Source organism: Rhizobium laguerreae, assembly GCF_019778565.1.
GTDB classification, from domain to species: domain Bacteria; phylum Pseudomonadota; class Alphaproteobacteria; order Rhizobiales; family Rhizobiaceae; genus Rhizobium; species Rhizobium laguerreae.
On sequence record NZ_JAAXQT010000006.1, the window covers coordinates 348315 to 374179 of the forward strand.

At 60.4% G+C, this 25865-nt stretch carries 33 protein-coding genes; 13 read left to right on the plus strand and 20 right to left on the minus strand.

Features of this window, described 5'->3' with window-relative positions:
* Positions 1-23: 23 nt before the first annotated feature.
* From HFO71_RS20535 to HFO71_RS20570, 8 genes are read right to left on the minus strand one after another with little or no spacing between them, the layout of a single operon-like run.
* Entirely contained in the window at positions 24-1079 is a 1056-nt protein-coding gene (locus HFO71_RS20535; RefSeq protein WP_077977696.1) for a UDP-glucuronic acid decarboxylase family protein, read from the minus strand.
* A 10-nt stretch (positions 1080-1089) separates the two neighbouring features.
* Positions 1090-2208 carry a CgeB family protein gene (locus tag HFO71_RS20540; protein ID WP_131640089.1) on the minus strand — a complete coding sequence of 373 codons (1119 nt, stop codon included), beginning with the start codon at positions 2206-2208 and terminating at the stop codon, positions 1090-1092.
* Positions 2205-3293, minus strand: a complete 1089-nt coding sequence (locus HFO71_RS20545) for a CgeB family protein (protein ID WP_131640090.1) — start codon at positions 3291-3293, stop codon at positions 2205-2207. The genes HFO71_RS20540 and HFO71_RS20545 overlap by 4 nt, the downstream gene beginning before the upstream one ends.
* A complete protein-coding gene (locus tag HFO71_RS20550) occupies positions 3290-4420 on the minus strand; it encodes a CgeB family protein (protein WP_131640091.1) in 1131 nt (376 codons plus the stop codon). The genes HFO71_RS20545 and HFO71_RS20550 overlap by 4 nt, the downstream gene beginning before the upstream one ends.
* Positions 4417-5496, minus strand: coding sequence for a glycosyltransferase family 4 protein (locus HFO71_RS20555; RefSeq protein WP_131661768.1), 1080 nt, complete (start codon positions 5494-5496; stop codon positions 4417-4419). The genes HFO71_RS20550 and HFO71_RS20555 overlap by 4 nt, the downstream gene beginning before the upstream one ends.
* 23 nt (positions 5497-5519) lie before the next feature.
* Positions 5520-7562 (minus strand): NAD-dependent epimerase/dehydratase family protein, encoded by a 2043-nt coding sequence (locus HFO71_RS20560; protein WP_131640093.1) that lies wholly within the window; start codon positions 7560-7562, stop codon positions 5520-5522.
* On the minus strand, positions 7559-8665 hold the full coding sequence (locus HFO71_RS20565; protein ID WP_131640094.1) for an NAD-dependent epimerase/dehydratase family protein: 1107 nt from the start codon (positions 8663-8665) through the stop codon (positions 7559-7561). The genes HFO71_RS20560 and HFO71_RS20565 overlap by 4 nt, the downstream gene beginning before the upstream one ends.
* Positions 8656-8862, minus strand: coding sequence for a hypothetical protein (locus HFO71_RS20570; protein ID WP_131640095.1), 207 nt, complete (start codon positions 8860-8862; stop codon positions 8656-8658). The genes HFO71_RS20565 and HFO71_RS20570 overlap by 10 nt, the downstream gene beginning before the upstream one ends.
* A 33-nt stretch (positions 8863-8895) precedes the next feature.
* Between HFO71_RS20570 and HFO71_RS20575 the strand changes: the two genes are divergently transcribed.
* The 4 genes from HFO71_RS20575 to HFO71_RS20590 all read left to right on the plus strand — a co-directional run bounded on the left by HFO71_RS20575 (position 8896) and on the right by HFO71_RS20590 (position 11909).
* Complete coding sequence (locus tag HFO71_RS20575) at positions 8896-9882, plus strand: MDR/zinc-dependent alcohol dehydrogenase-like family protein (protein ID WP_131661767.1); 987 nt, start codon at positions 8896-8898, stop codon at positions 9880-9882.
* Positions 9882-10904, plus strand: coding sequence for a Gfo/Idh/MocA family protein (locus tag HFO71_RS20580; protein ID WP_170269381.1), 1023 nt, complete (start codon positions 9882-9884; stop codon positions 10902-10904). The genes HFO71_RS20575 and HFO71_RS20580 overlap by 1 nt, the downstream gene beginning before the upstream one ends.
* A gap of 165 nt (positions 10905-11069) precedes the next feature.
* Positions 11070-11279, plus strand: a complete 210-nt coding sequence (locus tag HFO71_RS20585) for a helix-hairpin-helix domain-containing protein (RefSeq protein ID WP_025396608.1) — start codon at positions 11070-11072, stop codon at positions 11277-11279.
* 75 nt (positions 11280-11354) lie between these two features.
* Positions 11355-11909, plus strand: a complete 555-nt coding sequence (locus tag HFO71_RS20590) for a DUF1003 domain-containing protein (protein WP_077977122.1) — start codon at positions 11355-11357, stop codon at positions 11907-11909.
* Between the two features lie 333 nt (positions 11910-12242).
* On the opposite strand, the gene HFO71_RS20595 is transcribed toward HFO71_RS20590, so the two are convergent.
* The 3 genes from HFO71_RS20595 to HFO71_RS20605 form a co-directional block, all read right to left on the minus strand.
* Positions 12243-14045, minus strand: coding sequence for a thiamine pyrophosphate-dependent enzyme (locus tag HFO71_RS20595; RefSeq protein WP_221988382.1), 1803 nt, complete (start codon positions 14043-14045; stop codon positions 12243-12245).
* A 113-nt stretch (positions 14046-14158) separates the two neighbouring features.
* A complete protein-coding gene (locus HFO71_RS20600; protein WP_165503831.1) occupies positions 14159-14329 on the minus strand; it encodes a hypothetical protein in 171 nt (56 codons plus the stop codon).
* Between the two features lie 208 nt (positions 14330-14537).
* Positions 14538-14957 carry a response regulator gene (locus tag HFO71_RS20605; RefSeq protein WP_131661765.1) on the minus strand — a complete coding sequence of 140 codons (420 nt, stop codon included), beginning with the start codon at positions 14955-14957 and terminating at the stop codon, positions 14538-14540.
* A gap of 244 nt (positions 14958-15201) precedes the next feature.
* Between HFO71_RS20605 and HFO71_RS20610 the strand changes: the two genes are divergently transcribed.
* Positions 15202-15462 carry a hypothetical protein gene (locus tag HFO71_RS20610; RefSeq protein ID WP_025396604.1) on the plus strand — a complete coding sequence of 87 codons (261 nt, stop codon included), beginning with the start codon at positions 15202-15204 and terminating at the stop codon, positions 15460-15462.
* On the opposite strand, the gene HFO71_RS20615 is transcribed toward HFO71_RS20610, so the two are convergent.
* On the minus strand, positions 15449-15658 hold the full coding sequence (locus HFO71_RS20615; protein WP_131640100.1) for a hypothetical protein: 210 nt from the start codon (positions 15656-15658) through the stop codon (positions 15449-15451). The two genes, HFO71_RS20610 and HFO71_RS20615, sit on opposite strands and share 14 nt — an antisense overlap.
* Positions 15659-15801: 143 nt before the next feature.
* Here HFO71_RS20615 and HFO71_RS20620 point away from each other — a divergent pair, with 143 nt between their 5' ends.
* Positions 15802-16521, plus strand: a complete 720-nt coding sequence (locus tag HFO71_RS20620; protein WP_131640152.1) for a Crp/Fnr family transcriptional regulator — start codon at positions 15802-15804, stop codon at positions 16519-16521.
* A gap of 9 nt (positions 16522-16530) precedes the next feature.
* Here HFO71_RS20620 and HFO71_RS20625 read toward each other — a convergent pair whose 3' ends face one another.
* Positions 16531-16785, minus strand: coding sequence for a hypothetical protein (locus tag HFO71_RS20625; protein WP_025396602.1), 255 nt, complete (start codon positions 16783-16785; stop codon positions 16531-16533).
* A 106-nt stretch (positions 16786-16891) separates the two neighbouring features.
* Positions 16892-17263, minus strand: a complete 372-nt coding sequence (locus HFO71_RS20630) for a response regulator (protein ID WP_131640101.1) — start codon at positions 17261-17263, stop codon at positions 16892-16894.
* Positions 17264-17522: 259 nt separating this feature from the next.
* On the opposite strand from HFO71_RS20630, the gene HFO71_RS20635 reads away from it, so the two are divergent.
* The 3 genes from HFO71_RS20635 (at position 17523) to HFO71_RS20645 (ending at position 18498) form a co-directional block, all read left to right on the plus strand.
* Positions 17523-17822, plus strand: a complete 300-nt coding sequence (locus HFO71_RS20635) for a hypothetical protein (RefSeq protein ID WP_131640102.1) — start codon at positions 17523-17525, stop codon at positions 17820-17822.
* Positions 17819-18127: a hypothetical protein gene (locus tag HFO71_RS20640; protein ID WP_245006948.1), complete on the plus strand. Its 309-nt coding sequence runs from the start codon at positions 17819-17821 to the stop codon at positions 18125-18127. The genes HFO71_RS20635 and HFO71_RS20640 overlap by 4 nt, the downstream gene beginning before the upstream one ends.
* Positions 18128-18258: 131 nt before the next feature.
* Entirely contained in the window at positions 18259-18498 is a 240-nt protein-coding gene (locus HFO71_RS20645) for a DUF6894 family protein (RefSeq protein WP_025396598.1), read from the plus strand.
* Here the strand turns inward: HFO71_RS20645 and HFO71_RS20650 are convergent.
* Both HFO71_RS20650 and HFO71_RS20655 read right to left on the minus strand, forming a co-directional pair.
* Entirely contained in the window at positions 18482-19222 is a 741-nt protein-coding gene (locus tag HFO71_RS20650) for a Crp/Fnr family transcriptional regulator (protein ID WP_131640103.1), read from the minus strand. The genes HFO71_RS20645 and HFO71_RS20650 overlap by 17 nt on opposite strands.
* A 173-nt stretch (positions 19223-19395) precedes the next feature.
* Positions 19396-20775: a sensor histidine kinase gene (locus HFO71_RS20655; protein WP_131640104.1), complete on the minus strand. Its 1380-nt coding sequence runs from the start codon at positions 20773-20775 to the stop codon at positions 19396-19398.
* 283 nt (positions 20776-21058) lie between these two features.
* Here HFO71_RS20655 and HFO71_RS20660 point away from each other — a divergent pair, with 283 nt between their 5' ends.
* Positions 21059-21787: a Crp/Fnr family transcriptional regulator gene (locus tag HFO71_RS20660; protein WP_131640105.1), complete on the plus strand. Its 729-nt coding sequence runs from the start codon at positions 21059-21061 to the stop codon at positions 21785-21787.
* 20 nt (positions 21788-21807) lie between these two features.
* Here the strand turns inward: HFO71_RS20660 and HFO71_RS20665 are convergent, their stop codons facing one another.
* From HFO71_RS20665 to HFO71_RS20675, 3 genes are all read right to left on the minus strand, one after another.
* Positions 21808-22056, minus strand: a complete 249-nt coding sequence (locus HFO71_RS20665; RefSeq protein WP_025396594.1) for a hypothetical protein — start codon at positions 22054-22056, stop codon at positions 21808-21810.
* A gap of 57 nt (positions 22057-22113) precedes the next feature.
* Positions 22114-22374: a hypothetical protein gene (locus HFO71_RS20670; protein ID WP_025396593.1), complete on the minus strand. Its 261-nt coding sequence runs from the start codon at positions 22372-22374 to the stop codon at positions 22114-22116.
* A gap of 129 nt (positions 22375-22503) precedes the next feature.
* Positions 22504-23031 (minus strand): DUF4142 domain-containing protein, encoded by a 528-nt coding sequence (locus HFO71_RS20675; RefSeq protein WP_131640106.1) that lies wholly within the window; start codon positions 23029-23031, stop codon positions 22504-22506.
* A gap of 424 nt (positions 23032-23455) precedes the next feature.
* On the opposite strand from HFO71_RS20675, the gene HFO71_RS20680 reads away from it, so the two are divergent.
* From HFO71_RS20680 to HFO71_RS20690, 3 genes are all read left to right on the plus strand, one after another.
* Complete coding sequence (locus HFO71_RS20680) at positions 23456-24625, plus strand: zinc-dependent alcohol dehydrogenase (RefSeq protein ID WP_131640107.1); 1170 nt, start codon at positions 23456-23458, stop codon at positions 24623-24625.
* Between the two features lie 95 nt (positions 24626-24720).
* The gene (locus HFO71_RS20685; RefSeq protein ID WP_131640108.1) at positions 24721-24981 is read left to right on the plus strand and encodes a hypothetical protein; all 261 of its coding nucleotides are present in this window, start codon (positions 24721-24723) and stop codon (positions 24979-24981) included.
* A 70-nt stretch (positions 24982-25051) separates the two neighbouring features.
* Entirely contained in the window at positions 25052-25465 is a 414-nt protein-coding gene (locus HFO71_RS20690) for a gamma-glutamylcyclotransferase family protein (RefSeq protein WP_077977107.1), read from the plus strand.
* Positions 25466-25607: 142 nt separating this feature from the next.
* Here HFO71_RS20690 and HFO71_RS20695 read toward each other — a convergent pair whose 3' ends face one another.
* Entirely contained in the window at positions 25608-25847 is a 240-nt protein-coding gene (locus HFO71_RS20695; protein ID WP_077977106.1) for a GIY-YIG nuclease family protein, read from the minus strand.
* Positions 25848-25865: the final 18 nt, after the last annotated feature.

Here is a 25865-nt window from a genome sequence, read left to right on the forward strand (position 1 = left end):
CTTCGTCGTTCATCGCTCACATGTCAGACGCCGATCGCAGTGCGTCCGGCTTTTGCACCTTGCCTCCAGTTCGAGCGCCGCGTGACCTTCGCGCCGTCGAAGCCGCCGTCAGGACGGGCCGCGGCGATGAACCAATCGGCGGTCAGGCGCAGACCTTCGGCAAGCGGGATCGTCGGCTGCCAGCCGAGAAGGTCTTTTGCCCGCGAAATGTCGGGCCGTCTGCGCTGCGGGTCGTCTTGCGGCAGCGGCCTGTGGACGACGACCGATGTCGACGGCATCATGGCCAGCACCATGTCGACCAGCTGGTTGATCGTGAATTCGCCGGGATTGCCGAGATTGACCGGGACGCCCGGATTGGGATCGACATCCATCAGCGCTATCAATCCTGCGACGAGGTCGCTGACGAAGCAGAAGGAACGCGTCTGGTCGCCGCTTCCAAAAATCGTCAGCGGCGCGCCTGATATGGCTTGCACCAGCAGATTGGAGATGATCCGCCCGTCGCTCGGCTGCATACGCGGCCCATAGGTGTTGAAGATGCGGGCAACACGTGCGTCCACCTTGCCGGCCCGCAGCATATCGAAGCAAAGCGCTTCCGCCGCCCGCTTGCCTTCGTCGTAACAGGCGCGCGGACCTGTGCAGCTGACATTGCCACGGTAGTCCTCCGTCTGCGGATGCTCGACCGGATCGCCATAGACCTCGCTCGTCGACGCCTGCAGGAGCGAGGCGCGATGCTGTTCGGCCAACGAAAGCAGATTGCCGGTGCCGGCAACGCAGGTCATCATCGTATGCACCGGGTCTGCCTGATATTGTGGGGGAGATGCCGCACAGGCGAGGTTGTAGATCTGGTCCAAAGGCTCTTCGAGGCTGAAGAGATGGCAGATGTCCTTTTCGATCAAACGGAACTTCGGATGGTTGATCAACGGCCGGACATTGTCCTCCGATCCGGTGATATAGCTGTCGACACAGATCACCCGGTCGCCGCGGGCCAGCAGCGCATCGCATAAATGCGAACCGACGAAACCGGCTCCTCCGGCGACAAGCACAGTCTTCACTCTTCCGTTTCGCGTCCTCTGCAGCATCATGCGTCTCCTAGGCTGAAATGGATTGAGGCTGGGGGCGACTGTCGTTCACCCCATCTTCTGGCAGTTCTCGCAAGGCGGCGGCGAGTTCACGAGCCCGCACCTCGCCGGTATGGCGCTCAAGCACCGTCGCCCTGGCGGCCGATGCCAGCGCGCGACGCCCCTCGGGAGAGATTTTCGTCAGGGCGTCGATCACATGATCCGATCCTTTGGCGATGATGATCGCCTGACCGTCGGCAAAGAGTTCTTCCAGCCCGCGCCAGTCGTCGCTGATGATCGGCGTGCCGCAGGCAGCGGCCTCGAACAGCCGCACGCTCGGTGACCAGCCCGCGGCAATCATGTCGCTTCGCGTGACGTTGAGCGTAAAACGCTGCCGGCTGTAGAAGCTCGGATGATCGGCAGGTGGCAGGTGCTCGATCCGCTCGACATTTGCCGGCCAGTCGATATCCCCGGGATATTGAGGACCGGCAACTACGAAGCTCAGATGCGGCAGCTGCCTGGCAGGCTCGACCAGCAGCCGCTCCAGCGTTGGCTGCCGGTCGGAACTGTAGGTGCCGAGATAGCCGAAATCCCAGCGGAACGGCTCGCCCGTTGCCTGATATCGGCTCGCATCGACGGAGCAGTAGAGAGCGATCGCCTTGCGCGCGCCGTATCGACGTTCGAGCCGCGCCAACACCTCTCCGCCCGAAAACGAGAAGCAGGCGTCGAAGGTCGCAAGCTGTCGGCGCGCCAGATATTCCTCGTCGCCACGGTCGAGTTTCGCCAGTGTGACCGGGGTGTCGATGTCGTAAAAGCACAGCCGTCGTGGCTTAAGGGCGGCGATCCTGTCGATAACGGTGACGCCGGATGGGACATATGACCCTATGATCACGGCGTCCGCCGCCTTGATCCGATCGGCATGGTTTTCGATCATCTCATCGATGTCGCTGTAGTGGACGAGCTGGCAGAATTCGGGATCCGGAAGATCTCGATGCGCTGCATACCAGGGCACGTCGCGCTCCAGGAACAGCACCCGGTGCCCCTCAGCTTGCAAGCCGCCGATGAGGGCGCGATAGGTCGTTGCGTGACCATTGCCCCAGGACGACGACAAGGAGAGGCCGAGGATGACGATATCGAGCGGACTGGTCATTCGGCAGCCTCCGCTCGCGTGGCCCGGGCGCGGAAGATGGCATTGGCGGTCTCGGCGCGATTGCTATAGGTATGTTCGGCAAGCACGCGTCTCAGCGCCCGCTGTCCGATCGCCCTGGCCTGCTGCCATGTCAGACCGGCCAAAAGATCGGCGACATCCTGGCCGTCGCGCGCCACCAGGATTTCGTCGCCGGGCTTGAGAAACAGGTCGATGCCCTGCCAATAGTCGGTGATCAGGCAGGCGCCTGCGCCGGCCGCTTCGAAAACGCGGGTTGCCGGCGAAAAGCCATTTTCCGCCATGCTTGCACGCGAGATATTGAGCACCGCTTTCGGCGTCGCGTTGAAAGCGTTGTGGTCGCGGGTCGGGACATGCCCGATGTGAACGATGTTCGACGACAACGCTTTGTCACTCCAGCCGGACCCGCCGAGCAGAAACTTTTGCTGCGGCAGGCGTGCAGCCGGTTCGAGGAAAAATTGCTCGACCCGCGCTTCACGATCGGGCAGACGGTTGCCGAGAAAGGCAAGATCTGCGGTGAACCGCGCCTCTTCCTGCACCGGATGATGGGTTTCAGGATCGAGCGCGTTATAGATCGGCACACAGTCGGCTGCACCGAGGCTGCGATAGGCGTCGACCACGGGATTGCCGCCGCCATAGGTGAGGATGAGGTCTATCCGGCTCAAGGATTTGCGAAGCGGGTGCTCAGGGCTCTGCCGCAGCTCTGAGAGCGTTGCCGGCGCATCCACATCCCAAAAGATTTTCAGAGCCCGTTGTCTGGCGTGGCGAAGAACTTCCTGCAGCAGGAGATCGTCCTCGAAACCGACGCCGCTGGCTTTGACGACGATATCGGCCTCGGCCGCAGCCGCCGTCACCTCCTTCAGCGCCTCGATTGTGCCTTGGTAGACGACGACCTTGCACCATTCCGGCGGATCGATATCGCGGTTCTTCTGCCGGTCGTAGACGTCGGGCTCGTAGAAGGTGATGTCATAGCCCTTCTGCGCCAGAGCGCGCAGCAGGCCGCGATAATAAGTAGCGGCACCGTTCCAATAGGCGGAAACCAGGCTTGATCCGTAAAAGGCGATTTTCATTCGGCAGCCTCCTTGGCTGGCAGCTGCCCGACGACGCCCGCCGTGCCGCATTGCTCCAGAATCGAGAAGAGTTCATCGACGCGATGCCGGCAGGTATGCCGCGCGCGGATCGTCTCGAGACCCGATTTGATCAGCGCAGCCGCGAGAGCATCGTCCGTCATCACCTCGCGCAGCAGGCGCGTCATCTCCCGGCCATTCTCGGCGACGAGATAATCCTTGCCCGGCCTGAAAAGCGCCTCGGCATCGTGCCAGGGTGCTGAGATCAGCGGGATGCCGCAGGCCAACGCTTCGAAGACACGGATCGTCGGAATGCCGGGTAGGTTTTCGACATAGGGGCGCCGCGGGATATGCACGGTCGCTTTGTGGCCTGCGAAAGCGAGCGGCGCCTCTGCATTGGCGATCCAGCCGCCATAGACGATGTCTGCATCTTCGAGAGCATCGAGCGCCTGTTGAGGGTAACGCACACCGCGAACGGTCGTCTTCAACCGGAGCTCACGCGCGGGGCGGACGAGGAATTCCATCAGCTCGGTGGAGCGCTCGTCGTCACCCCAATTGCCGATCCAGATGAGATCGCCGGTCTTTTCGATCTCCGGCCTCGGATAAAACAGCGCGTCGTCGGCCGCCTCATGCCAGGTAAAGACCGATCTGCCCCAACCGGCCTGCAGATAGCGCTGCCGTAGCGTCTCGCCGAAGGCGAGCACGCCGTCATAATCTTCAAGCGTCAGTCCGGCGATATCGCCTTTTGCCGACACGGCCCGGTGATGTGTGTCGTGGAACAACAGGGTGAAATCGGCGCCGCTGCGCCGGGCTCGGCCGATCCGTTCCACCAGCGCCGGTTCCGTCCATTCGTGGACGACAACGACGTCGGCCTCGGCGATCGCCGCTTCGTGATCGAAATGCGGTCCGTAAATTTGCGAACGGAGCTGCGGGAACAGGTCGTGAAATTTCTCGACCGCCCTCGGCCCTTGATCGCTGAGCAGGTTGCTGCGGCTCCAGGATTCCTCGGGTTCGAGCGCCAGCGCCTCGTGATGGCGGCGGGTCAGCTCGCGCATGATGCCGCGCAGGAAGTGGGCGTTGCCATGGTTCCAGTCGGAAACCAGCGAATGGGTGTAAAATAGGAATTTCATGATTGCTCCGCCGCTACCGGGGTAAATTTGTCGTTCAGCAGCTGCGCATAGGTTTCGAGCACCGCTGCCGCCTGCCGTTCCAAACTGAAGGCTCGCGAGCGCTCCAGCGATCGCACCACGAGTTCGCCGCGCAATTGCTCGTCTTCGCTGAGGCGCATGCACACTGCTGCCAGGGACTGGGGATCATGCGGATCGAAGAACAGCGCGCATCCGTCCCATAACTCGCGATAGGTCGGGATATCGGACAGCACCAGAGCCGCGCCGCATCGCGCCGCCTCCAGGGCGGTCAGGCCGAAAGGCTCGTAAACGGATGGCGATACGACGATTTGCGCGCGCTGCATCAGGGCGATGGTCTTCGGATAGGACAGCGGTCCGCGATCGTCGGCGTCATTGAGCTGCAGTCGCTGTCCGTTGGGACCTGCGCAAGAACCTGCCATGACGACGGGCAGAGGCATCGCCGCTGCCGCCCTGTCGAGCACCGCGCCGTTTTTGCCCTCGTCCCACCAGCGCCCGGCCGCGAAGACGAAAATCTTCTTCGGACGCGGATCGGATCCGACGCGGCTGGCGTTGTGGACCACCTTCAGTCCGGAGAGTGGACCGTAGGCGGCTTGCAGTGCATCCGCATGGCTCAGGCTCGGCGATAGTACCGCATCGGCGCGGTCGAAGCCCTCACGGTTTGCCTCGCGCTGCCAGACCCAGTCCGGCGGCACCGGCGTCCCGCGCACCGCGGCAAACCACGTGACGACGCAGGAATGGGAAACCGCGACAACGGGCAGCGGCGTATCGATGCCGGCGGCGTGGGACGGCAGGTTGAGATGCAGCAGATCGACGCGATAGTCTCTGGCGATCCGGGAGATTTCGGCGGGCGCGGCTGATATTTCGGCGCTGCTCGCCGCCATCCAGTCGAGAGGGGCATCGAGCCACACCAGCTGTCCCAGCGCTTTCGCCTCTGCGGTCTGCGTTGCCGACGGTGCGGGTCCGAGGCCTGCAAAGACGATTTCCATCCCCTGGTACCGAAACCCGGCGGCGAGATCCATCGCATAACGCCAGACGCCGCCAACCGCATCGAGGGTCATCAATATCCGGTTTCGTCGACGAATCATGCCGAGACCTTTCGATCGCGGCGCGGGATCGGCCGGCCGCCGAAACGGTTTTCGATGAGCCACTCGGCCAGATGCTGCAGTCCGCTTTCCCAGCCGACACGCGCGCTCCAGCCAAGCGTGTGCTGGAGCGCGCGGGTGTCTGCGACGAAGAAATACTGGTCGCCGGCTCGCCAGTCGTCGAAGGAGGTCTCGACCGGGCGCCCAATCAGCTTGCCGATCTCGCGCAGGACTGCGAGCACGCTGACGGCATTCGCCGGACCGCCTCCGAGGTTGAAGACGCGGCCCTTGATCCCGTCAATGCCATCGAGGACGCTGCGATAGGCGGCAATCGCATCCGCGACGTGCAGAACATCCCGGACCTGCTTGCCGTCGCCGTAGATCGACACGGGCTCTCCGGCGAGCGCCCGGATCAGGAAATGCGCCACCCAGCCCTGGTCCTCGGTGCCGAACTGGCGTGGGCCATAGATGCAGCTCATGCGCAGCACGGCCGTCGGGATGCCGAAGGATTTCGCATAATCCAGCACATATTGGTCGGCCACGCCTTTCGAGCAGCCATAGGGGGTGCAGAAATCGAGCGGCCTGTCTTCGCCGATTCCGTATGACCGGATGGTCGCGTCGACCGGCAGGTAGCGATCCTCGGCCTCACGCATGGCAATGTCATCGAGCCCGCCATAGACTTTGTTGGTGCTGGCAAAGATCACCGGAGCCTGGCGGCCGGCCTTGCGCACCGATTCCAGCACGTTGATCGTGCCGCGCGCATTGGCCTCGAAGTCGTCGATCGGATGGATGAGGCTCGTCGTGACCGCTGTCTGGGCGGCGAAATGAAAGACCGCCTTAGCGTCGGCAAAGGCTGCTTCGATGCTTCTCGCGTCGCGCACGTCGGCAAGCACCGGATGTACGTTTGAGCCATGTCTTTCGGTCAGCCAGCCGAGATTCTGATCGACGCCCGGCCGGCCGAGATTGTCGAGCACGACAACGTCTTCACCGTCCTGAAGGTAGCTGTCGGCAAGGTTGGAGCCGATGAAGCCGCAGCCTCCGGTGATGACGATCGGGGCGGCTCCCTTGGCGACGTTGGGGGTGGCGAGCCGGGCGACCTGCTCGAGCCGTTCGACGCCGCCTTCCATCAGCAGGCGCGCGAGCAGCTTCGGCTGGTTCTCATGGGTGACGGCACCGAGATGGTAGTGCCGGGGGTCGAACCAGAGGCCTTCCTGCACCGGCACATCCGGCGGCACATCCCGCCAGGAATACCAATACATCCGGTCGGCCGGCACGGTCAGAGCCTTCACGAAACGCCGTGCCTGTTCCATCTCGTCGTTGCGCCAGGTCGAATAACCGGTTTCGGTGATCCAGATCTCGGCCCTGTCGTTGAAGCGGCCGATAATTTTTCGCATCTCGCCGAGATGCATGTCCCAGCCGCCCCAGGTGCCTTCCTCACTGTCCCACGTGCCGGGGAAGCCGTGGAAGCCGACGGCATCGACGACGCCGAGCACGCCGCGCTCGCCCATCAGGTTGAGCCAATAGGGATCAAAGGGGCATGGCCCGCCGAGCACCGGCTGCCAGCCGCGATGTTTGGCCCAATAGGCGGCGGCGCCGACCATCTCGCAAAACAGCAGAAAGTCCTTGTCTTCGCGCCAGTCCCAGTCGAGCAGATTGTTGGGCTCGTTCCACAATTCGATGTGACTGAAATACCGACCGTATCGGGTGAGCACGTGGTCGACGAAGTCGGCATAGGATTTGAGATCGGCCGGTGCGCCGGAAGACCGTCCTGTCCGGGATAAGGACGGCGGCGTGTAGTGAATGCACGGCAGAAGATCGATCTCGCGCCCAAGCTTCGGGATCAGCCAATCAAACCACGCTTCGCCACCCGGAGCGAGGTATTCGGCCCATGACAGATGCGTGCGCAAATAGCTGGCGCCGCTTATACCGACATCTGCGATCGTCTGCGACGTCCGCTCGTATTCGCCCGGGCGAAACCACTCGACGAAGCCATAGGATCTCGAGGACGCGCCGGTTCCGGCGGACAATGCGGATATGGTCATGATACCAGCCCTCTTTCCTCCAACTGCCGTTTCATCTCTGCGCCGCGATCGATCGCTCCGGTATGTCTCACCCAATCGGCGAAAGGCCCGAGCGCGTTTTCCAGCTTGAAGCGCGGCTCGAAGCCGAGCAGTTCGCGCGCCTTTGCGATGTCGGCAAAGCAGTTGCGGATATCGCCGGAGCGCGCCTTGTTCATGATCTCGGGCCGTATTTCCGGCACGCCCATAGCGTCGGCGAGAAGCGTTGCGACCTCAGCGATCGTATAGGCCTGGCCGCTGCCGATATTGATGACATGTCCCGGCGCATTGGGTTTTTCGAGCGCCAGGCGGAAGGCGCGCGCCACGTCGCGCACATGCACGAAATCCCGCCGCTGCTCGCCATCTTCGAAGATCATCGGCGGCTGGCCATTGGCGAGCCTGGAGGCGAAGTTTGCCAAGACGCCGGTATAGGGGTTGGACAAGGCCTGGCCGGCGCCGAATACGTTGAAGAGACGGAGCGCCACCGCCTCGACGCCATAGGCTTCGCCAAAAATCAGGACCTGTTTTTCCTGCGCATATTTGGTAAGCGCATAGATCGAGGCGAGATCGACGGGCTTTTCTTCATCCGTTGCAACCGGCCTCAGGACTTTGCCGTCAGCGCCGCGCAGGTTCCATTGGCCGGCCTTGATCTGGTCGCCGCGTCGCCTGACCAGATCGAGCTGCGCACCGTCGGCGGTTTCATAGCGGCCCTCGCCATAGACACTCATGGACGAGGCGACGACAACGCGTTTGGGCCGGCGACCGATCATCGCCTCCAGAAGGACCGCCGTGCCGAGATCATTGCCGCCGACATATCGGGCGATCTCGTACATCGACTGTCCGACGCCGACCTCCGCAGCGAGATGGATGACGCCATCGGCACCCAACAAAGCCCGTTCGACCGCAGTCTTATCCCTGACGTCGCCGCGCATTATTTCGGCAGCCTCGGGCAGCGCCGTTTCAGCATCGCCGTGAACCTGATCGATCAACGCATCGAGGACCCGCACCTCATAGCCGTTGTCGAGAAGTTCCTCGACGACATGCCTTCCGATGAAGCCGCAGCCGCCGGTTACAAGGATCATCGCCATCTGATTTCCGTCCGCTCAAGTTGAAGATGACCTGCCGAACCAAGCGCGGCGAAGATTGTTCCGGCTTCAATGTCATCTTCTTTGACATGTTCTTTGACATCATCCGGAACATCTGGCGGCGTCGCTGGTTCGGCGGCCAATCCATGAGCGAAATATTCCTCGAAGATTGAGAAGCGGCCACCGGCGTCTGCCGGCAAGCAGACCGGCCATGCCAAACGAAGGAGCAATTCATGAACATGTTGGCAAGAGCGGCCGAGGGAGCAATCCGGGCGGCGATCATCACCGGCCCCGGAGAAGTGTCCGTCGAAGAGAGACCTCTTCCCCAGCCGGGACCGGGCCAGGTCAGGATCAGGCTCGAAGGCTCGGGCGTGTGCGCTTCCAATCTTGGCCCTTGGGCCGGCCCGGAATGGATGACCTTTCCGACTGAGCCGGGCGGTCTCGGTCACGAGGGCTGGGGCAGGATCGATGCGCTGGGCGACGGGGTGTCTGGCCTCAATCCGGGAGACCGGGTCGCTGCGCTCTCATATCATGCCTACTCCACCCACGACATCGCGGATGCCGACATGGTCGTGCCGCTGCCGCCGGCGCTCGACGGCCAGCCTTTCCCTGGCGAGCCGCTCGGCTGCGCGATGAACATATTCCGGCGCAGCCGCATCGAGGCGGGCCAGACCGTCGCCATCATCGGGATCGGATTTCTCGGCGCCTTGCTGACGCAGCTTGTTAGCGGCGCCGGCGCGCGCGTCATCGCCGTCTCGCGCCGTCCGTTTTCCCTCGAAATCGCCAAGCGCATGGGCGCCGCCGAGACGCTGGCGATGGACGACCACTGGCGGATCATCGAAGCTGTAAGAGAGTCGACCGACGGTGCTTTCTGCCACCGCGTCATAGAGGCGGTCGGCAAGCAGTGGCCGCTCGACCTGGCCGGCGAACTGACTGCCGAGCGCGGCCGGCTGGTGGTGGCCGGATACCATCAGGACGGTCCGAGGCAAGTCAATATGCAGCTCTGGAACTGGCGTGGCCTCGACGTCATCAATGCTCACGAACGCGATCCCCTGATTTATATCAGTGGCATGCGCGAGGCGATCGAAGCGGTCGTTTCCGGCAGGCTCGATCCGTCATCGCTCTATACCCATGTCTATCCGCTGGAAGGCCTGGGCGAAGCGCTCGACGCCACCCGGGACAGGCCAGATGGTTTCCTCAAGGCGATGGTGACGTGCTGATGAACAGGATGGTAGATCGCTCCCTGCAGACGCGGGTCAAGCCCGTGAGACTCGGCTTCCTCGGTATCGGCTGGATCGGCAGGAACCGAATGGAGGCAATTCTTCGCACGCGGATGGCCGAAGCCGTTGCCATCGCCGATCCCTGCGAGGAAATGATAACAGAAGCCCTGCGCCTTGCGCCCGATGCGGAAATCGTCGGCGGTCTCGATGCGCTCCTGTCGCTCGACCTCGACGGCGTCGTCATCGCCACGCCGAGTGCTCTGCACGCCGAGCAGTCGATCCGGGCGCTGCAGGCCGGTGTTGCCGTATTTTGCCAGAAACCGCTCGGCCGATCCGCGGCGGAGGCGGAAGCGGTCGTGGCCGCCGCCAGATTAGCCGACAGGCTGTTGGGCGTCGATCTCTCCTATCGTTATACGCAAGGCATGCAGCGCATTCGCGATCTGATCAGAAATGGCGAGCTCGGCACTGTCTTCGCCGCCGATCTGGTCTTCCACAATGCGTTTGGCCCCGACAAATCCTGGTTTTACGACAAGTCGCTGTCGGGTGGAGGATGCGTCATCGACCTCGGCGTCCACCTCATCGACATGGCGCTCTGGTGCCTCGACTTTCCGCAGGTCACCGACGTCACGAGTACACTAATGAAAGGCGGCGAGCCGATCAGCGCAGCGGGGGATGTCGAAGATTTCGCCATCGCCACTCTGACGTTGGCAAATGGCGCGGTTATCCGTCTCGCCTGCTCCTGGCGGCTGCAGGCAGGATGCGATGCGGTCATCGGCGCCGACTTTTTCGGAACATCCGGGGGTGCATCTTTCAGGAATGTCGGCGGGTCGTTCTATGACTTTGCGGCCTATCGCTTCCGCGGGACATCGACCGAAGAACTTGTTCGGCCTCCCGACGACTGGGGCGGCCGGGCGGCGGCGGACTGGGCGGCCCGGCTCGCCAGTGGTCAGGCTTATGATCCGTCCTGCGAACGGCTTGTCGAGGTCGCTGCAATTATCGACGACATCTATCGGCACGCATGAAGCGGCGGCGTCGGCCCGGCCGGACAAAATCTTTGCAGTCATCGGTGAATCGGCTGGAACCGCCGAGCCTCTCGCCGGTTTTGGCGGTCGCAAATCATCTGCGGGATGGACATGGCCTCTCGACCAGCAGGGAAGACGTCGAAGCCGCGGGCAGCCTCGAGCGATATGCTCGCCCGCAGCAAAATCCCTGTCTGGATCGTCAAGGCGCTTCTGTCCAGCGGCATAAAGCGTGTCAGTAAATTGTCTTCGATGACCGACGACGAACTGCTGGCGCTTCCCGGCATCGGCAAGCGGGCGATCGAACTGATCCGATCATTTCAGAGCGCCCGCGAAAGCGGCGGGAGCCAGGCTCGGGGATTGCCTGTTCGTCGATGAAATGAGCGGCGCTGGTCAAACGCGAAACTCTCCGCCTTCACAGAGGTTGGATTTGCTTAAACATGGAAGCATTCAATGTCGGCACCGAGATCCGAGCAGCAGCAGAGCACGATATCCAGACGTCTCGACCGCAACATCGAGGCTCTGCTGAAGCGGCGGGAGCAAGAGGCGCGGCAATCGAGCCGGCAGGAGCGGGCGGCCGATGCCATTACCCGTTTTGCGGGATCGATGATGTTCGTCTACCTGCACCTGCTGGTCGTCACGCTCTGGATCGTCGTCAATACCGGCCTGCTTCCGCTGATACCCGCCTTCGACCCGTCATTCGTCATTCTGGCGATGGTCGCGTCCGTCGAAGCGATTTTCATCTCGACATTCGTGCTGATCAGCCAAAACCGTATGGCGGAGGCCGACGACAAGCGCGCCGATCTCAACTTGCAGATCTGTCTTCTGGCAGAGCATGAGGCGACGGAGGTGTTGACACTGGTTTCGGCCATCGCCGAGAAACTCGGCGTCGAAATCGAGACGAGGGAGGAGCTCGAGGAACTGAAAGAGCAGGTGACTCCGGAAGAGGTACTGGACGAAATCGAACAGAAAATGCGACGTCGGGGAACCAACACGCCGCTGGCGTAAAGCGGCCCAGTCGCGGAACCTGGACTCAATCGGCAAAAACGCATTTAGTGGAATCGTGCGAAAACCTCGCCAAGGCAACTATATGGAAGATGACGAACAACGGGCAAACCGCGCTTTTTTCGAAGCATTAGCGAGCTCGGCGACCGACCATGTTCCGGATGCCGTCGACGGGATCCCGCGAGATATTCGGCGGCCTGAACATGCCCGATGCCGAGGCGAGAGCGAGACCGGACCTACTGGAGCGGACGATAAGAACCGGCGCAGGCAATGAGCTGCGGCGCGAAAGTCGCCACCGGCTGAAGACAAGCTGTTCGTCGCACCTCCTTCGATCGTTCAAGGAGTGCCCGGCAAATCGGTCGAGTTTTCGGATAGCTCCTTTTCCTGCTCTCCGGCGGCCATCATTTCGCGCAGCGGCGAACGCGACACATTTGCCTCGATCGCCTCATGACCCGGCGTATCGGCAAGCGCCTCGCGGAAATTTTTGGCGTAGTTTTTCGGCATCTTCGGCGGCATCATCGGCTCGTATTGATCCACCAGGGCTTGAATGACCACAGGACCGGCCATGGAAAAAGCTTCCTCCAAAGTCGGCTCGATCTGATCGAAGCCGCTGATCGTGAAGCCGTGGCCTCCCATTGCCTCTGCCGCCTTGGCAAAATCGATCGGCGCCAGCTCGCAGGCAAATTGCGGGTTGCCGAGGAACATCATCTGCTCCCAGGCAATCTGGTTGAGCATGCCGTTGCAGATCACCAGAATTTTCAACGGCAGAGCCATCCGAACGGCGGTCGAGAACTCACCGAGCTGCATGCCGAATCCGCCATCGCCGATGACCGCATAGATTGGCCGTTTCGGATCGGCAGCGCCCGCCGCTATCGCATAAGGCAGGCCGGAGGCCATCGAAGCGAGCGCGCCGGAGACGGCGAACTGGTTTGCCGGGCCGAGGTCGATGTGGCGCGCTGCGAGTTCGGTGTTTTGGCCGGAATCGGCCACCAACACGCCGTCGGCCGCGATACGCCTGCCGAAGGCTCGCACCACGGCCTGTGGCTTCAAGGGAGCGCTCAGGTCCGTCTCCATCATCTCCATCATTCGGCGCCAGTCGGACATCGCCGTTTGCGCCTGCTCCAGAAATGACCGATCCGTTTTCTTGATCAGCCTGGGCCCAAGGAGCCGTAACGTTTCCCGTGCGTCGCCCACCAGACCGGCATCGACGGGGAAGCGCAGGCCAATTCGCTGAGGATCGCTGTCGATCTGCACGCCGCGGGCGCCTTCGGGCCGCGGGTAATATTCGATATAGGGAAAGGAGGAACCGACGATCAGCACCGCGTCGCATTGCTCCATGATCTGCTGCGACGGGCTGGTGCCGAGAATTCCGATGCCGCCGGTCGTCAAGGGATCGTCGTCGGCGAGAGCGGTCTTGCCGAGCAGGGCTTTGGCCACCGGCGCCGCGAGGAGGTCGGCAATCTCGCGTAATTCCACCTGGGCGCCGACGGCGCCCCGGCCGGCGAGGATCGCCACCTTGCGGGCATCATTGAGTATCTGGGCCGCACGATCGAGCTCGATTTCCTCGGGGATCTGGCGGCCCCGGAAATAGCGGTTCGGCACGTGTTTGGGACGGTTTCGTTTCGAGCGCGATTTCGCGTCCATCTCCTGAACGTCATTGGCGATGGAGAGATGTGCCACGCCGCGGCGTGAGAGCGCCGAGCGGCAGGCAAGGCTGGCGACGTTTTCCATGTGCGATGCGTCACTGACATGCGCATTATAGATCGCGACATTGTCGAACACGCGGGTCAGGTCGACGTCCTGCTGGGTAAAGGTCTCGATCAGGTCGTGATACTGCGTTCCGGTGATGGCAAGCACCGGCATCTGGTCGAGCTTGGCATCGTAGAGGCCCGTCAGCAGATGCGTGCCGCCGGGTCCGGACGTTGCGAGACAGACGCCGAGCTTTCCGGTGAACTTGGCATAGGCACACGCCATGAAGGCGGCCGATTCCTCATGCCGAACCTGGATGAACCGGATCCGGTCCTGGCGCATGCGCAGCGCTTCCATGACACCGTTGATTCCATCTCCGGGAAGGCCGAAGACGAACTTGACGTCCCATTCAATCAGCGTGTCAATCAATATGTCGGCGGCATTGAGCATCGAACTCGTCCTTTGCTTGTCAAAGACCGCAAACCTGCGTCGCTATCAAAGGTTCCGAGCTCAATCCTTGGAGCTGACACGGCAGCAAGCCTATATCGCAGGCTCGGCTGCGTTCAAATCCTATGCGCCAGGCCGTAGACGAGGATGGTGACGTAAAGCAGGAAGGCGATGGCGGCCACGGTCACGATCAGGATGACGGCGATCCGCCCGCCTTTCAGGCTGTTTCGCTGCTGTTTGGCAGTGGGGCGGGTTGCCTGAATCGGATCTTTTTCTGGCTTGTCCATCAGGACCTCGCTTCCGTCGAGACCGGCGCCGGCTCATCACCTCGCTGCCTGCCTCAAATGAGATGATTGCACCGAAAACGATCAAAAGCCCGACCAACATCACGGCTACGATGTAGATTACGAAGCTCGACGGTCCGTCTTCTGGTTCATCCGCCCCTTCCCTGCTCCTCAAACCGCGGGGCAAGTCCAATGTTCCCGGCAGATGATCTTACCGCGTATTTCTGCCTTGCGTGCAGCCATCGACCACGATCGATGTCGGCCCCTGACGTATGCAGCGCCTGATTTCCGTCAACAATGCCGCCGGCTCGCATGGTTTTTCCAACCACACACCCTCGGAAAATGCTGCAGCATCCGGGTGCACCTTCTGCTGGGCGCCGGTGTAAACGATAAATGGGATATGGCGGTCGCGCAAAGATCTGGCGATCGCTCCGGCGATCCCGTCTTTCAGTTCGACATCCATCACCACCAGATCGGGATCGTTGGCCGTCAGCCACTCTTCAGCTGCCCGGCAAGACGAGACTGTCTCTATCTGGTGGAAGCCGGCGCGATGAAGCGTGTCCTCCACGTCCATTGCGATGATAATCTCATCCTCCATCAGAAGAATGGATGTCGTCTTTGCAACGTTCATGGCCCAACCCCTAAAACGCAGAACTGATATCATAGACCTTTCCGGCCAAAATGCAGGGATCGTGCGCTATCGCACGGTCCTGTTACGAGCGCGTTTCTTTGCTCCGGCATGTCTGTCACGACGGCCACGCCGCTACCCTCCGTGTCATTGATCGAGCGCGCTATCGGCTGGAACTTTCCCCCGCGCGATCGGTTCGGCGGTGGCCCGAGAGAGTGTGTGGGGCCGACATCGAACGGAGGTTTCCATGACGACCGCAAATACGACGACCGATCATTCTGCCATTCGCAAATGGGTGGAAGCCCGTAAAGGGCAACCCTCCCGCGTCAAGGGTGCCAAGCAAGGAGGCATATTGCGGATAGACTTCGGAGAGCCGGAAGAGAACCTGGAAAAGATCTCCTGGGACGAATTCTTCGCCATTTTCGATGAAAACGAACTTGCCTTTCTTTATCAGGACAAGACCGAGGATGGGACAAGCCGATTCAACAAATTCGTCAGCCGTAAATGACCGGATGATATTCGCCGCGCGAGATGGTCGTGCTGTCATCGCCATGCTCGCGGAGGATACTGGCGGCGGCGAGGCCGGCGGCAAGCTCTGAGCCTGGTTCGCGGCCGTGACGCGCGAAAAAGCTCACGCTTGCTATAACAGCACCATTCCTGCCGTGCGGCCGCGCCTGCAGGCGCTTTGTCGCCGGCCAGGCCATTGTCTTTTTCAGTCCGGGCGATTTTCAAAACCAGAAAGGCGAAGCACTGCGGTCTGTACGTTAGTGCACAAACTATTGCTCAACGATTCTATATGGTTAGGTTCGCTGCAGCAGCGATCGACGATCGATGCACGGATCAAGCCATGGACGATGAACAATTGAATTTTCGAAATGAACTTCTGCGCGCCATGGCGCCGCAGGAGCGTGAACTTCTTGTGCCTCATCTGGTGCCTGTCGATCTTGACGTGCCTTTGATCCTCGAGATGGAAGATACGCCGGTCGGCGATGTGTATATTCTCGAATCGGGACTAGCATCGATCGTCGCGCGGTTTCCAGGCGGGCGCGACATCGAAGTGGGCATCGTCGGCAGGGAGGGCATGACCGGCGCCGCCGTGATCCTTGGCGGTGATCAATCCGCCAACCGGACATTCATGCAGATCTCAGGCCATGGGTTCAAATTGCCAGCAGCCATTCTTTCTGCCGCCATGGAGGAGAGCCGCGCCTTGCGCAGTCTGCTTCTGGCCTATGTCCAGGCGCTGCTGGCGCAGACGACATCGACCGTGCTTGCTAATGGTCATGCCAAACTCGAGGAGCGGCTCGCGCGGTGGCTGCTGATGGTCCATGACCGGACGGACGGCATGACGATATCGCTGACCCATGAATTTCTCGCGGTGATGCTCGGTGTCCGCCGCGCCGGCGTGACGGTTGCGCTGCATCTGCTCGAAGGCAAAGGTCTGATCCGGTCCACCCGAAGGCAGATCGTCATCCTCAACCGGCGCGGATTGATCGAAGAGGCGCACGGCTCCTACGGGGCGGCGGAGGAGGAATATCGACGGCTGATCGGCAGCCATCTTGCGCGTTGAACAATCTTTTCAATCAGAGTTGGCAGTGACCTGCGGTGACAGGCGGCGCTTCCGTGTCGATGCCAAGCGACCCACCGACAGCAATTTGTCCTGGTCTGCCACTCCATGACGATAAAGGCTGATCAGCAACGCTGCGATCTCCTCAGTCTCCGGCGCTCGCAACGGTCTGCCCGTCTCGCAACAGATGGCATTCAAAATCGCCTGCAGCTGACTGAGGTCAGCTGAATCGAGCGCTTTCAAATGAGCAGACTGGGAATCGAGCATAGCGCCTTTCCCGATACGAAGGCTTCGGATTATGCAGATACCCATAATGGAGCGCAGACACGGTCAGCGCAACGCCCCTTTGAAAACCGTACGCAAGCGCACTGATCTAATGATAGTAACCGGCATCAGGCCCGAACAACGCCGCGACGATCGCGTTGATGTCGGCGGGACGATGGCTGAGGACAAAGCCGGCTGAGCGCGCTTCGGACCGATGGTCCTGAGCGAAGACGAAGGGTATCCGTCGCGTCTCCAGCCAATCGTTTATTGCAAGCATCGCCTCGTCGGAAATGGTGACATCGATTATCGCCGCATCGCATACCAGGCTTTCATCCAAGCAATGCATCGCAATCGCATCGACGCGCCGATCGACGACCACGGCTTGATGCGCGACCAATGCCTCCCTGGCGCCGTCCGACAGGAAGCCTGGCTCCCCGATGATGACGATCGTCTTGCCGGCGACCGGACTGAGCGATTTCATAGCGGACGCCTGCAATGGTTGTTCTGACTGCGATTGTGCCCTTGGATGGCACCTCAGGCCGTCACTGTCTGCGCCGTGCGTAGCATATTCATGCCTGCCATGCGACCTTCATTTGGTTCACCAAACCGCATCGCCTTGTGTTGGTTCCCCGGCCGGCGGCGAGGCCAGCGGGAAACCGAATTCGTACGGTTCCGCACGAGCGGTTGAAATCAAAAATCCGGAATTTTAGGATCGTCTTACATTCCTGGGGAGGAACACGATGACACAGCATTCGGGAATTACGAAGCCGGCTTTGCAGCCTGCTGACGTCGCTATGTTGCAGGCTGTCTTGCGGGGATGGTGCCAGGAAAAATCATGCGGGATTGCCAGTCCGGCGGCGCAACATGTTGCCAGGGAACTTGTCTCCTGGTTTGAGTGCGGCATTCGAGATCAGCGTAAACTCAGCGATCTGATGCGATATATGCACTTCGATTTCAAAAGTTTGCCGGTTTCCACGGAAGCGCCGCGTCGGGAGTCCGTGCGATCGGCCGCCAATATCAGCGAAACCAATGTGCTATGATGGACAGGCTCGGTTATTTCAAATGGGTCACCGCGGACCCGACCGCTCTCAATGCCGTCGATCGGCAGATTGTGGTCAGGCAGATCGTCGATGAGCTTCAAGAGATCTGCGATAGGGAGGCTGGAAGCGGCGGCATCGACCGGTACCCGGCGCTCAATCGTCTGCTCCAAACGATCCGCGCCTCCATCATATCTATCGCCAAAGCCGACGACAGTTGCTGGGAAGGTATCATAGACGAGCTTCTCCAGCTTCGCACGACGATGGTTGATCTCAGGGCGAGTCAGGGCACCAGGATCTCCCACTGATGCCCGAGAAAATCGTGATGCAGGACCTCCTTCATCGCCGCCGGTTATTTCGAGCTTAGCCGACCGTCGACATTTTTCTGAGGAACTAACCCGCAATTTAAGGCATTGATTCCGCAACGATGGGGCGGGCGATGCCAAGATTTTACTTCAACATCGTTTCCGCTGCAGGGACGATCGCCGACTTCGAAGGGACCGAGCTGGCGACGCTCGAGGACGCCAGGCGCGAGGCCATACGCGACGCGAGAGCGCTGATGAGCCAGGCGGTCCTTTCGGGAAAAGATATTTCCGCCAGAAGAGTTCATATTTGCGACGAACAGGGCGGCATTCTCCTGATCGTGCCTTTCACCGAAACGATCAGGCCTTTCGACTGACCGATCGCCGAACCGGCAGGCCGATCAGTCGTTCATATTCCCGCTCGGGTATGCCGTAACTTCCGCCGGCGATCTCTTCCAGCTTCGCTCTATCGATGACCCTGACATTGCCGCGGGTGGCCTTGATGATCCTCATTCCCTCGATGACATGCAGCTCGTTGGTGACGCCGGAGCGGCGCACGCCAAGCATAAGCGACAGGAATTCATGGGTGAGCGGCAGATCGTTGCCAATCAGACGGTCATGGCACATCAGCAGCCAGCGCGCGAGCCGCTCGTGCATATTGTAGCGCCCGTTGGCGAGCGCCGATTGGGCAAGCTGTATGTCACAACAATGCACGTAGTTGAGGAACATGTCGTTGACCGCCGGAAACTCCGCCAATATCCGCCTGAAGGTGGTGACGGAGACCAGCAGACCGGAGCCGCTAACCTGAAGGAAAGTCCGATTCGGCGTCGTATCCGTCTTCAGGACGACATGGGCTCCCACCAGGCCCTCATATCCGACATGTCCGACCTCGACAGCTTCGTCTTCGGCGCTGGTCGCCACCATCGACGCCAGACCCTCCTCCATGAAACAGACGTGTTCGTTCGGCTGATCGGATTCGACCAAGACATGTTTAGCCGGCAGCTGGACCATTTCGGCATCGGCCATGAGCAAGTCGAAGACATCGGTGGGCAAAGCCTTCAGCAGCAGGTTGCGAACATTACGCTGATCGGGTGCGGGCATGCACGTCTCCTTCGGGAGGGAGCCCGCGCTCATACCAGCAGCCGTTGCGATGGTGGCAATGATCAGCTTGTGCGTCAAAAAGGCAGTCATAGCCATATTCGCAAAGGACTTTGTGCGTTTTTGACAATTCCGGCGACAGGTACAGGAGCCGATTTATCACTGGGAATAAATGGTTACGGGTTTTGAGGCAGACGGATTAAAAATCGCGCGCCTGGCCGTTGATCCTCGATCTGAAGCTCGGCCTTCAGCTGCTGCACGAGACCACGGACGACCCTCATTCCCAGGCTTTTACCGTCGTTTTCAAAGGATGAAAATTCCGGCGGAAGACCTTTTCCGCCATCGGCGATTTCAAGGAGGATCGCGTCTTCGGTATTTTGCGCCCTGACAGTGACTGTGCCGGAGACATCAGGATAAGCGTGTTTGAAGGCATTCGTCACCAGCTCGTTGACGAGGAGGGCGATCTGGATCGCCCGGTCGGCATCGACGGTGCATGGCTCTACGTCGACTGAGACGTTGTGCTGCGCGGCCGATTGCTGCAGGCGTTGGCACAGGCTCGACAGGAAATCCGCGAGATCCACCGTTTCGATATGCGGCTGGCGCCACAATTGATCATGCGCCTGGGCAATGGTGCCGACGCGCGCCTCGGCATCGCTGAGCGCCCGGCCGACTTCCGGCTGCTGCGCCAGGCGAGCCTGCATTGCCAGCATGCCTGCTACCAACATTAGGCTGTTTTTGACGCGATGGCTGATCTCGCGCATCATGACTTGCTGATGCTCATCGGCAAAATGACGTTCTGTGTCGTCGCGCAGCACCTTCAGGTAGCCCGCTCTATCGTGATGGGCGCGGAGCGGCATGGTCAAGCCGCTGCCCCAGAACGTCGTGCCGTCCTTGCGCAGGTGAAACCGTTCGTTCTCGGCACGACCGCATTCGAAAGCCGTTCTCATTTCGCGTTCCAAAGCACCCTCTTTGCGGTCCCCCGGCAGGAACAGGATACGTGCGTCGCGATCGAGGATATCCCGTTCCTCATAACCGAAAATGCGGCAGGCCCCGGTGTTCCAGCTGATGATCAGTCCGTCGCGATCAAAGGTGAAGATCGCATAGTCGGTGGCGCTTTGGAGAATGAGCTGCAGGCGCTCCTGGCTCGAACGCAACGTTTCGTCCTGCTGAAGCGTTCGTGTACGGTCGCGAACGACCTTCATGAGGCCATAGACCCCGCCGGCGTCGTTGCGAAGCGGCATCATCAGCCCGGAAGCCCAAAACATGCTGCCGTCTTTTCTAACGTGCCACCGATTGTCGTCGGCATGGCCTTCGGCGAGCGCCACCCGCCTCTCCTTAAGCGGCACGCCAGCGAGTTGATCCTCGAAGGAGAAGATCAACTCGCTGTTCTGGCCGATCATCTCATATGGGGAATAGCCGAAGAGATTTTTCGCACCCGTGCTCCAAGTGGCGACCGTGCCGTCGATGTCCATGGTGAAAATAGCATAGTCCAAGGCGCTCTCGACGATATGCCGATAGACGTCAGCATTTTCACCCGGAAAGGCATATTGATCCACGCCAATGGGCTCCTCAAGATTAGCATCGTCTTACATTAGCACCTCCGACGGCGATTTCTCCGCGAGTGCGTTTGCGTACAAAGTCACGATCGAACATCGCCGCGACGTGAAGGAACCGATGCAAGCGCGACAGAGCGACCGATACCCCGTTCGGGGTGCACGACCACCGACAAACGGCTTGCAATGGGGTCTGTTGCGGCCCATAATTCGACCATCGTTGGCTGAATTTTTGGCGCCGACGGCTGGGAGACGATCCGCTCTTGCCACACAAGAGGGCAAGGTGATGCGTCCTTTCGAAAGCAAAAATCTCTTCCTGCTCCATCTGACGACGCCGCAGATTTTGGTCTTCGAGAGAATTCTCGAGCCGCTTGCTCTGCCGCGCGATTTCGAACTCGCCTCCATCGGCCTCCCCGTCAGCCACTATTACTTCCTGGAAAGCGGCATCGCCTCCATGGTGGCGACTTCGCCTGAAGGCAAGAAAGCCGAAATCGGCTTGGTCGGCAGAGATGGCATATCGCCGCCGGTTCTAACGATGGAGGCGGAGAAATTTTCCTTTGACGTAATGATGCAGGTCGGCGGCGCGGGACGTCGTGTGGAAGCACGGGCTTTGGCAGGGTTTCTGTCCGACCAGCCCGCCGTCCGCCAACTGCTTGCGCGCTTTCTGCATGGCTTTTTCGCGCAGGTCGCCAACACCGCGCTTTCCAATGCCGTTCACAAGATCGACGTTCGATTGGCAAAGTGGATATTGATGTGTCACGATCGTATAGATGGCGAGGAGATCGCGCTGACGCATGAATATATGGCGACCATGCTCGGCGTGCGCCGCTCCAGCGTTACCGAAGCGCTGCACATCCTCGAAGGCGAGCACTTCATCTATTCTCACCGGGGACTTGTCATCGTTCGCAATCGCACATCCCTGGAAGCGTTTGCGGCTGATGCCTACGATGCTCCGGGAGTATCGGGCCGCAGCTGGCCCGACCTCGGTCAGCTCTCACTGGTTGCGGTCCAGTAGCCTTCTGCAAGACGCGGGCGCTATTGCGGCGTCAACCGGTCGGGCCTGTTCTTCCATTCCTTGTACGGCTGCAGCAGCTGGCCGGGAAACCGTCTTTCGATCGCGCTCTCGGTGAGAAGGATTTTTGCGAAGACCTCGTCTGTCGAGGATCGATTCAACGCTTCGCTGCGCATCTCCAGATCAGCCATCAGTTCGAAAAGCTCTTCATCCGTCATCGACTCCAGAGCCGAGGCGAACTCACGCTCCGAGACATCCGCAAAATCCGTCACGATGCACCTCCTGCCGATGGCTGCGTTTTGGCCTACCGATCAGCGATTTCTTAGGCGTCATTGCCCTGGCAGGTCCTTCTCGGTCGTCGCAGCCGCCGGAAGCTTTTGCTGCGACCCTTCCCTGTCCGACGCCCGCATCGGAGCCGTCGGCGCACTGGCGACATAGAGGCCCAGCACCAGCGCGCCGATGGCAACGACAAATGCACCCGATATGGCGAGGACGGACCGCTGTCCGTCCTGCTTGATCATTCCGAAAGCAAGAGCAATGCCGAGAAGGGCCGCTCCTCCTGCCACTGCAAACAGCCAGAGGTAATTCATCCGCAGAGGCTCCCAATGTCCGGCCGCCTAACCCTGAGGAGGGCGGAATGTTCCTGGAGCATTTCCGTTCTCTCCAGATCACGGAAATGCTCCATCTCTTTGTTACAACTTCGGCGCAACCGCAGACGGCTATTTGTTAAGCTCCTCTGCCATCTGCAGATGGTGTTCAAGCGCAGGCCTCGTGCTTGCCGCCCAAGCTTTCAGCTCAGCATTGTCGCCGCCTTCGCCATAGCGTTTGAAGAGATCGACCGCATCCTCGTGCGCGGCCTCCTGATCGGAATGATATTGCTTGAGGAAATCATCGCCTTGAAGGCCCTTCAGCTTGTCGAGCATGTCCTGCTGCGCGCTGGTCATGGCGCTCGGCAGCTGCGCCTGCACCTTGCCGGCGGAGATCAACGCCTTGAGTTCGCTGCTGGTCTTTTGATGGTCCGTCACCATCTGCTGCGCAAAGGTCTTGGTTGCAGCATCACCGCGCTGGAGTGCCAACTTGCTGGATTCGATCTCGAACATGTCGCTGGTGGCAGCCTCCAGCACGAAATCCTCGGTCTTCGGTGCGGTTCCCATCAGCGAATTGACACCGGTCTTTTCGGCGGCGGACTGAGCCATCACAGGTCCGGCAAGCGAAACGGCAAGAGAGGCGATGATGATCTTCTTCATGGTTTCTGATCTCCTGGTTGGAGGCGTCAGAACTTTGAAAGCGCGAAACTGTTCCCGCGCGCGGATAAATTTTCGTCTAGCCCGTGGTGCGAATACCAAAAGATCTGTGTGTCAAGCGGATATGCGAAAGGCCACGATCGGCGCCGGGGCTTACTGCTATCGGCGTTGCCCCTACGGCGCCGCGCCGCCGTCTGGGACCCTGGCAAATCACCGGGTGATGGCGCGAGCGCTGAGGAAGGTTTGTTCCGGCGACTATGGATCTGCTCGTTTCCGATGGAACAACTTTCGCGGATCATGGTTTGGTCGTCTTCTCGGGAGGCCGAAACGATGAAGATCGTTTTCGTGCACCGCATGTTCCAAACCCGAAGAGCTGCAGGGGCAACGCGTCGGCATTGCGGGTTAGTTCAAAAAGGCAGGCGAAGACATGAAGGCACTCACCTGGTACGGCAAACACGACATCCGATGCGAGAGCGTTCCCGATCCTCAAATCCAGGAAGGCCGCGATGCCATCATCAAGGTGACGGCGTGCGCGATCTGCGGGTCGGATCTTCATCTCTTCAACGGTGTGATGCCGGACATGCATAGCGGCGACATCATGGGCCATGAGACCATGGGAGAGGTCGTCGAAGTCGGCAAGGACAATAAAAAGCTCAAGGTCGGCGACCGCGTCGTCGTGCCCTTTACCATCTCCTGCGGCGAATGCTTCTTCTGCCAGCGCGGCTTTTATTCCGGATGCGAACGCAGCAATCCCGATCCGTCGAAGGTCAAGAAGATGTGGGGAAATTCGCCTGCAGGCCTATTCGGCTACACGCATCTTCTCGGCGGTTACAGTGGAGGCCAGGCGGAGTACCTGCGCGTGCCCTTTGCGGATGTCGGACCGATAAAGGTGCCGGACGGACTGACGGATGAGCAGGTGCTCTTTCTCTCCGACATCTTTCCGACGGGGTACATGGCCGCAGATTTCTGCAATATCCAGCCCGGCGACACGATCGCGATCTGGGGCTGCGGTCCGGTCGGACAAATGGCGATCAAGTCGGCCTTCATCCTCGGCGCCGAGCGTGTCATTGCAATCGATACCGTGCCCGAGCGGCTTGCTCTTGCCGAGGCGTCGGGAGCAATCACGCTCGATTTCATGGACGACGATATCTACGACAAGCTGATGGAGCTGACCAATGGGCGCGGCGCCGACGCTTGCATCGATGCGGTCGGCACCGAAGCCGATCCTTCGGCGAGCTGGGACTCACGGCTTGACCGCATCAAGGTCGCCACCTTCATGGGAACCGACCGACCGCACGTCCTTCGCCAGGCAATCCATTGTTGCCGCAACTTCGGCACGGTTTCGATCGTCGGCGTCTATGGCGGTTTCCTCGACAAGATCCCGATGGGTTCGGCGATCAACCGCGGCCTGACCTTCCGAATGGCGCAGACGCCGGTGCAGCATTACCTGCCGCTGCTGATGGAACGCATCCAGAAGGACGAGATTGATCCGTCCTTCGTCATCACCCATCGCGCGCCCCTCGAAGAAGGCCCCGATCTCTACAAGACTTTCCGCGACAAGAAGGACGGCTGCATCAAGGTTGTTCTCAAGCCGTAGAGAAGTCGACTGCGGTCAAGGCAAGCAGGATTGGCGCCATAAAGCTAACCACTGGCGCCTTGGGATTATCGCCGGCATTGAGGAAAGGTCCGATCATGCAGAAGGAATCCAACGATCCTATCGAAGACCGACATAAGCTGCGCCCACCGGAGATGGAGCTCGAGCCCATCCCGCCAGAAGGTGAAGACCCGGGTGACGCTGCCGGCAAGCGCGGCAAAGCGCAAGCCGGCGGTCGCCCGAAGGGATCACCGGCGACGCGCCGCGGCCAAGCGGACAATCAAAGGGTAGAAGGATTGCCCGAAACAGACGCGGCAAAAAGCCTGGCGACGGCACCACCGGCGATGAAGCGCGATTGACCACGACCGTCGTCGTCCGTCGAATCGAACACCGCGTAATGGTAGCCGATAACGCGTAAGGCTGAGCGCGATGACACAGGACGTATTCGTTTTTGGAACGCTGAAGAGAGGTTTCGCTCTGCATGAGCGGGGACTGTCCCGCGCAAGGTTTCTCGGAATTTTCAGGACTCTGGAATGTTATCCGATGCTTATTGCCGGTCCCTGGTTCGCCCCGATGATGTTCAACGAACCGGGCAACGGCTATCACGTCGTCGGTGAACTTTATGAGTCCGGCGACGATACGATAGCAAGGCTGGACCAGCTGGAATCCCTCGGCATCCCCGGCAATCTGCGCGTGGCGATAGACGTGGAACCGGTCGCCGGCGGGCCAATACGCACAGCGCTGGCATACATGAAATCGCGGCAGCTCGCTAAGCCCGTTCACTCGGATTATCTGCGCGTCTACGAAGACCGGCGGTTTGTTCCGTTCGACCGGAGAGGCTGAGGCGCCTGTGGACAAATCGGCCCGGAACGGACACGGCAAAAAGCCTAGCGAGGGCACCGTCGATGATGAAGCGCGATTGAACTGCGGCCATCGTCGCCATGTGGGGGGGCGCAAGCGGCCTGCTCGATTTGACGCGAGACGGCTACAGTCTTTTCTTTGCGAATGCTCTGCCTGAAGCCGACTTCAGATATTTCTCGAAAGCGAAGGCCTGCGCTTCATCGGAGAAAGCGAGATAGGTCTTGAGAGACCAAGGAAGATATTTCGAGGTGTGAGAAACCTCGCCGGCGTTGTGTTTTGCCAAGCGCGACTTCAGGTCACTCGTCACGCCAACATAATAGCGATCCGGAAATTCAGTGCTATGGAGAATGTAGACGTACTTCATGAAGGATCATAGCCCGCC